Source organism: Streptomyces sp. NPDC059900 (genome assembly GCF_050270335.1).
GTDB lineage: Bacteria > Actinomycetota > Actinomycetes > Streptomycetales > Streptomycetaceae > Streptomyces.
The window spans coordinates 1-1,176 of record NZ_JBNNJZ010001139.1; the positions used below are offsets into that span (position 1 = coordinate 1).

The following is a 1,176-nucleotide window of genomic DNA, read 5'->3' on the forward strand; positions in this document are numbered from 1 at the left end:
GTTCTGGGTGAGCCCGCCAGGCCGGCCGCGAAGCGAGTCGGCCTGGCGGGCTGCCCAGGTTCGTGGCGTGATGGACGTGCGGGCCAGCCACCCCAAGGAGCAACCCGGTGTGAGCGCGACGCTCACACCGTCACAACTGACGGGCTTGCTGCGCCGTCTGTTCCCGCAGGGCTTCCAGCAGGTCCCCGGCCAGGGGAGCGTCCCGTATCTGCTTGCGGAAGCGATAGAGCCGTCCCTCGACACCACGTTCGCTGATCTGCAGCCGGTCGGCGATCTCGCCGTGCTGGTACCCGGCCACGATCAGCACCACCGTGGCACGCACCTCGGGACTCGCCGCCCGCAGCGCCCGTCTGAGGGCATCGCGTGCGACGACGTCCACGGCGGGGTCGGCCTGGTAGGACCTGTCGGACAGGAAGTTCAGATCCACGGCGGGAAGCGATATCACTGTTCGGCGGTGCGTCTGCCAAGTGCGGAAGACCGATTGGAAACGCTGGACCATCGCGTTCACAAAGTACGTCTCCAGGGACGCGCCCTTGCGGACGTCCCACCGCGACCAGACCTCTTCCGGATCCTCCAAAAGCTTCACGAGCGAGTCACCCGCCAGCGCGGCACGCTCGTCGGGGTATCTGCGCAACGCCGCGAGGTCGGCTGACGTCGGATGGACGGGGCGGTTCAGATCGCGGCCCCTGTCGTAAACCCGCTGTGAATGGATCAGCTTCTTCAACGTCCTGTATCCGTAGGACGCGAGGTGATCGACGATCTCCTTCGGCGGAGCTCCAGGTACCTGTTGCGTCGGGGCTCCGGGGCACGAGCAACCCGTCAACCTCGCGTCCTCCGGCACATCATCTCCGTCCAGCCGACTCCGCCCATGCGTCGCAGGCTGATCAATGTAGCTTCAGAGAGCACCCGTGTTTGGTTATAGGCATCACGAAGCCCAGAACCCACGCAAGTTTTCAGCCAATTCAGAAGCGTCCATCTGACACCGGGCAATCACTTGCAACGGGCCGGGGGGTGAGGTGCCCATACAGGCGGCGGCATTTGTCGTGGTCGTAGCCGCGGTCGGCCAGCACCGCTTGCGGGGCTGGAGAGCGGGCATCGGCCCCAGGTGGTCGATGATCCGGTCCGCCGCAGACTTCGAGACCCCGGACAGCGGGGTCAGCTGCCGCATCGTCAGGT

Annotated in this window: 1 protein-coding gene and 1 pseudogene; both read right to left on the bottom strand. The window is 66.0% G+C overall.

The window, feature by feature from the left end; genetic code table 11:
• Positions 1-130: 130 nt before the first annotated feature.
• Positions 131-724: an RNA polymerase sigma factor gene (locus ACQKIP_RS47905; RefSeq protein ID WP_365853781.1), complete on the bottom strand. Its 594-nt coding sequence runs from the start codon at positions 722-724 to the stop codon at positions 131-133.
• A gap of 345 nt (positions 725-1,069) precedes the next feature.
• Positions 1,070-1,176 (bottom strand): annotated as a pseudogene (locus ACQKIP_RS47910) (IS5/IS1182 family transposase); the annotation flags it as partial.